The organism is Mucilaginibacter sp. P4_G9, assembly GCF_056400985.1.
Map to the genome: position 1 here is coordinate 1 of NZ_JBFUKF010000271.1, position 6,784 is coordinate 6,784.

The 6,784-nt window shown below is 39.5% G+C and carries 3 protein-coding genes; all 3 read left to right on the forward strand.

Translation table 11 applies throughout. The annotated features are described in order from the left end of the window. Positions 1-1,776: hypothetical protein (locus AC1DPZ_RS19210; RefSeq protein ID WP_477406382.1), on the forward strand; the 1,776-nt coding region annotated here is incomplete at its 5' end. Positions 1,777-1,853: 77 nt separating this feature from the next. Beyond that, the gene (locus AC1DPZ_RS19215; protein WP_477406384.1) at positions 1,854-4,478 is read left to right on the forward strand and encodes a hypothetical protein; all 2,625 of its coding nucleotides are present in this window, start codon (positions 1,854-1,856) and stop codon (positions 4,476-4,478) included. Between the two features lie 4 nt (positions 4,479-4,482). Then, positions 4,483-6,784: hypothetical protein (locus AC1DPZ_RS19220; protein ID WP_477406387.1), on the forward strand; the 2,302-nt coding region annotated here is incomplete at its 3' end.

Here is a 6,784-nt window from a genome sequence, read left to right on the forward strand (position 1 = left end):
GAGCAATATAAATCTGTTCAGCTTTTTAATACCTCCAATGCACAGGCGGCAACAACCTGGAAGTTTACCAACCCTGCATTTCCCGTTTTGTTTCCGCTATATATTTTACCGCAGTTTGTAACGCCATATTATATAAATCCAGGCCAGTCAATACAGCAAACGGTAACAAGCAAAATATCATACCTGTTACCTGGTTTTTCAAACTTACAGGCTAAAACCAATTTTGTAAAAGCTAAATCGTCTTTAACACTCCAGTTGTATAAACCCGTTCTTCAGTTACTTCTTGACGTGTACAAAGATATCCGCAAGGGACAATTACAGCTCCGTTTGGATCATAGTTTCCTGTTTAAAGATTACCGTGAAAAATACACAGCAGAAATTTTAAGATACAGCAGAGATGGGGGTACGTTAAAACTTCCATCAGAACCTTTTGCTCCCGAAATACAATCCATAACCTTAAATTATACAGCAACTACCGCCAAAATTAATTTTAGCGGAACCACGCTGAATGATTACGTAAATGAAGAAATTGAATTTTTTCAATACGGAGCGTTCGGCCAAATGCGTGAACATGCCTATACACGCAGCAAACATAGTTTTTTAAACAATGCCCTGGTAAAACTGGTGCCCGAATATATTGACGAGGGGACATTGCAAATAGGTTTAAGCGGCCTTTATRCCCAGGATTCTGTATGTATGCTTTTCCAGGTGGCCGAGGGTAGCGCCAACCCGGATAAACCCAAAGTCGACATTACATGGAGCGTACTTTGCGATAATTACTGGAAAACCCTAAGCAACGAAGATTTTATTTTTGATACAACAAATGGTTTATTAACAAGCGGCGTAATAAAAATAGTTGTCCCGCCTGAAGCAACTACCTCCAACACTATTTTAGCAGATGGCTTATTATGGTTTAAGGCTGCCATAAAAAATGATAGTGACGGGGTTTGTAACCTGCTCGATATACAATCAAATGTAGCCATCGCATCCTTTAACAACCAGGATAATGATCCATCGCACCTGGTGAATGCTATGCCGCCCAATAGCATAACAAAGCTTAAAAATGATAACGGTGGTATCAAAAAAGTAACGCAGCCATACGCATCTTTCGGGGGCCGCTTAATGGAGGATGACCAGGCTTATTACATTAGGATAAGCGAACGGTTAAGGCATAAAGAAAGGAGTGTAGCCATATGGGATTATGAAAGGATGATCTTAGATCATTTTCCTATGGTGCACAAGGTTAAGTGTATTAATCATGCTACAACTACTTCTTTTTATGCACCGGGTAATATCCTGATGATTGTGGTGCCCAATTTAACAAATCGCAACGCGGTTGATCCCTTTAAACCTAAGGTTGATAAAAATACCCTCGATCAGATTTATACATTCCTAACGCGGCATTCATCTGCCTGGGCCCAATTCCAGGTAATTAATCCTTTGTATGAACCCGTGAAAGTATCTGTAAAGGTTAAACTGAAAAAAGGATATGAGTTTAATTATTACGAAAAAATAATCGATCAAAAAATTCAGGGCTTTTTATCCCCCTGGATATCTGACGCTGGTAACGACCTCCATTTTGGCGGCAAGGTAACCAAATCGATGATCATTAAATTTTTAGAAGATCTGGAATATATAGATTACCTGACCGCCTTTTCGCTATACAAATATTCACCTGATAAACAGGCGTTTGGCCATAATGTTGAAGTTGCCGAGGCATCAAACCCGGCATCTATATTGGTATCGGCAACTCATCATGATGTCAGCAACTACTGATACTGCATTTGTATTCGTCTCTCATTATTAAATGAGCTACAGCTCAATCATTTCTAAATTGAACAACAAGATAACCCATGAGTGATGTACTAACTATTTCATCGCAAAAACCGCAAAACAGCGCTTTTGATTTTGAAGAATTAAGAAGGGTTGGAGTTGACCATATTGAAAAAACTGCATCCGCTATCTGGACAGATTATAATATACACGATCCGGGCATTACTACGCTTGAATTGCTTTGCTATGTAATTACCGATTTAAGCTACAGAGCAAATAACAGCATCCCAGATTTACTTGCTACGCCTGCCGATACAAAAGCGAATAGTCTCAAACATTTCTTTTCGGCCGGTAAAATATTTCCCAATAAACCGGTAACAATTAATGATTATCGCAAATTGCTTATCGATATCGTAGGTGTTAAAAATGCCTGGTTGCAAAAAAGAATCATTCCAATTTTTGCGGATATCAGCCTTAAAAAACTACAGTTTACACAACCTAAAAGCTTAAAATGGGAGCCGGTAAACGTGCAGGGCTGTTACGATGTGCTTATTGAGTTTGATACCAACGTTGCCGAAGCAAACAAACAGGTTATTAAAAATAACGTGGGTAAGGTGCTGATGCAAAACCGTAACCTTTGTGAAAACTTTTTAGCCATAAACGAAGTCTCCAAACAAGAATTTCGTATTTGTACAGAATTGGAGCTGAAGCCCGGAGCAGATCCGTTTGATGCTGTTGCCCGGCTTTTTTTTAATATTCAATTATACCTTACGCCCTTTATAAAGTTTTATTGGCTTAAAGATCTGTTGGCGCAGGGTTATACAACTGATGTAATATTTGAAGGGCCAATGCTTACACATGGCTTTATTAAAGAAGAGGAATTAATTAGCTCCGACCTTAAAGCAGAAATTCATTTATCTGATATCATGCAGCAGATATTGAATGTTGATGGCGTAACTAATATTCTTGATATCATTTTTAACCCGACAGACCAGGTAACCGAACTGCCAAACAAATGGATAATCCCGGTAGCAAAGGGTAAGCAACCAGTAATTAATATTCTCAATTCCAATATTTTGATCTATAAAAATGGGATTCCGCTACGGCCTGATTTGAGCATCATTAAAAATAGGTTTAATAAGTTGATGAGCGATTACATAGTTGGCAATGACCTGGTGTTAACCGAAGATATTGTTTTTGATAGCGGCAGCTTTATTGATACCGGTAACTACTATTCTTTTCAAAATCACTTACCCAAAAACTATGGTATAAGCCATTGGGGGCTGCCCGGCGATGCTACAGACGAGCGCAAAGCGCAGGCGAAACAATTGCAGGGGTATTTATACTTTTTTGATCAGCAATTGGCAAACTACGTGTCGCAGCTTTCACATTTAACTAACCTGTTCTCGGTAAACCCCGAATCAGCTACTTATTTTACACAAGTAGTAAAAAGCTTTAAAAATGCCGATGCGTTATTTGTAAATAACAATACAATAAGCGCGGATGTTCAGTCTGCTGCTGAGGATAAGCTTACTTATTATAAACGGAGAAATTTATTTTTGGATCATCTGCTTTCACGATTTGCCGAATCATTTTTTGATTATGTGAATGTGTTGTATTCAGGGTTTACCTCAAACCCTAAAGATGTGATAAGCCCCGCAGTAGTAAATCCTGATGATATTATACAGGATAAAATTGATTTTCTTAAAAACTATCCTGAATACAGCTCCAAACGGTTCTGTGGATATAATTATACCGATGCCGGTAAAATATGGGATACCGATAACATAAGCGGACTGGAGAAAAGATTGCAACGGTTGCTGGGCTTCGATAATATTAACCGGCGCAACCTGGTGAATTTAAATACTGCTATTCAGCATGGTCTTAACGCAGCTAATAATGATGAATATTGGTTTCGTATTATTGACTACCGTGCCGGAAAAGTCCTGTTGGAAGGCGTTGTAAAATATCCCGGACAGGAAGAGGCTGCGTTTGACCTGGATGATGCACTTACTTTACTTTATACCCCTTCAAACTTAAAAATTGTTAAAAATGCTGATAACACTTTTTCATACCAGGTTTTAAATGCAGGTAAAGTCATAGGCGTAAGTACCACAAAATATGCATCGGCTAAATCTGCCGGCGTTGATACCGCAAAACTGATATTGTTGGTAACAAAAACAAGGGCAGATGAGGGAATGTTTTTAATTGAACATTTATTGCTTTTACCTAACCAGGAAATTCAACCGCCTGCAAGTCCGCCATCATCACCTCCGGCAGTATCTTATGATGGCTTTTTGCCTGTTTGTGTTGATGATAGCTGTAAAAGTTGCGATGATAAAGATCCATATTCATTCCGTATTAGCGTTGTTTTACCAGCTTATGCTCCCCGTTTTCTTAATCTTAGTTTCAGGCAGTTTAGCGAGCAAACTATCCGGATGGAAGCTCCTGCTCATACTTTCGTAAAAATATGCTGGGTAAGTAACGAGCAATTGGTTGAATTTCAGGATGCATATAAAGACTGGCTTAAAGTTAAAGCGGGCATAGCCGCCGATGTTGGTAATATCAAATTAAACAGGTTCATTACCATTTTTACAGCACTAAGAACAGTATACCCGGTTGCACGTTTGGAGGACTGCAAAAGCAGCGAAGAGCGTACACTTTTTTTATTGAATCAAAACGCATTGGGAACACTTAAAACATAAAATTATGGGTAACGTACTCGATAACATCAGTAAAGACAATACCCGCTTTACTATTTTTGAAAACGACCAGGTATTAACTGCCGATCAGTTAAATGATTTATTTAATTACCTGGATGTTCAAAACCGGCTAACCCGCACGCAGGCAATCGGGGTTGGTATAATTGCGGGTCTCGAGATAGGGCTGCTGGAAAACAAGCACCTGGTGGTATCAAAAGGTGTAGCCATTACTACAGATGGCGACCTGTTACAGTTTGAAACCGACCAGGAGTTTGATCAGTATGATACCTTCGAGGATAAGAATGCAAAGTATCCTTACTTTCACCTGGATAATGACAAACCTATTCCAATGTTCGAACTTCGCAACAGCAAGTTAGTTGGCTCAGTACCGGGTAAAGATCTGTCAACGCTTGAGAGTACAACCAGCACGGCATTTAAGGATTATGTAGGTATACTGTACCTGGAAGATTATGATAACGATCCGGATCTGTGCACAGGAACTGATTGCGATAACAAGGGGATAATAGCAGTTAAGGACCTTAAGGTTTTGCTTGTTCATAAAAACAACGTGCGCACACTTTTACAAAGCATGCCATCAATGAACAAGGATTATTTTTCGCTTGATGATCTGAATATTCCCAGGGTAACTGTAAGTACGGCAATTGATACTTACGCCGAGCTGAATGCGTCTTTTAATAACGTGCTGGCGGTTAAGGATGATATAAAAAATAAGTTAACAAAGGCCTACCAGGTATGCCGGCTTATTGTAGAGGATGAGTTTGACAGCGGCGACCCAACCACAAACTGGGGAACATTGCTTGATCAGTACTTTACTGCCGCCACAACCACGTCAACCCAATATGTATATGATTTTGCAAGGGACCTAAGCTATGCTTACAATGAAATGCGCGAAAGCCTTTTCTCCGACGATATGCTGATCTCTCCGGATGTCGATCTGTTTCCCAAACATGTGTTGCTTGGTTTAATCAGAGATGCAACCATAAAGAATCCTATTGTTGTTTTTCCCGACATCAGGATACCCATAAGAGAATTGCCTACAACCAGGACAGTAGCGATAAATAGTTTGCTGAATCCGCGGCTTAGTTTATTGAGCAATATACGTTTTAACCTCGGCACCCTCATTCGCAGGTTCAACCCGGTATTGATCGACCTGGAATACCGCCATCATTTTTATGAGTCGCCAATTTTGAATAGTAACGATGAGTCTGATGAGCTTACCCGGTTTTGCTTTATGCGAATACACAGCATGATCACTAATTTTAAGGTGCCAACTGCTGCTGAGCTTCAAAATCTTGATCGGGGTCTTAAAATTACGCCAAGCCTTTATGAGGATACTGAGTTAGGTAAAAGAAGTATTCCTTTTTACTATAGATTTAATGCAAATTTACCATTAAACCTATACTGGAACTTTAAGGCAAACAACCGGAAAAGAGAAAATAAAATACTCTCGTATTCTGCCGGTCAATATGCCCCTAATGATGCAGCAACTTTTAACCCCCTGTTGTTTAACATACTGCCCTATAACTTCTTCAGAATTGAAGGGCACATTGGGTTTAAGCGGGCAGATGTTGAAGCTGCACTTAATAAAGTGATCTTAGATAATAATTTGCCAATAAATATTCAATCTGTCCAGGTTGAGAAAAAGCTGGAAACTATCCCGCCCAGGGCCTGGTATTTTCCACATTTATATATGTACGAAAAATCAATAAAGAGCACTTTTATTGACAGATTGGATAATGCTGACATCGTAAATGATAACCTCCAGGCTAAAGACCAAACCGTGCCGGTTACCGAGTTTAAAACAGCAAGGCAAAGTGTGCTCGATAATAGTCTTGACATTGCCAACCCCAAATTTAGTCTCCTGAGTTACCGTTCTGCAGTTTCAAATGTAATTACGGCTGCAACCAATGTGAAAGCACAAACCAAACAATATACCTTTTCAAATACCGCAATTCCTCATGATTTTATTCTTAATTCTGATGTTATCCGGAAAACGGATGTAATTTCAGGTATTTACCAGGATTCTCTTGTAAAGAAAAAAACAGGGCTTATGCTGGGAAACTTTATGAAAGACAATCCCGGGCTTGAACACGCCGGCGGTGTTTTACGCGGGGGGACTTTTGTATTGGTATATACAGCCGATGATCAAATAGTAATAGCTGATTTCATGCTGCCATATGCCAGCATTGATAAGGATATAGTGCCCAACCCGCCGGTTTACACACCGCTGCCTTTGCCATTACCAGGCGGTATACCGATTATTCCTAAATTTCCGATAGATAATATAT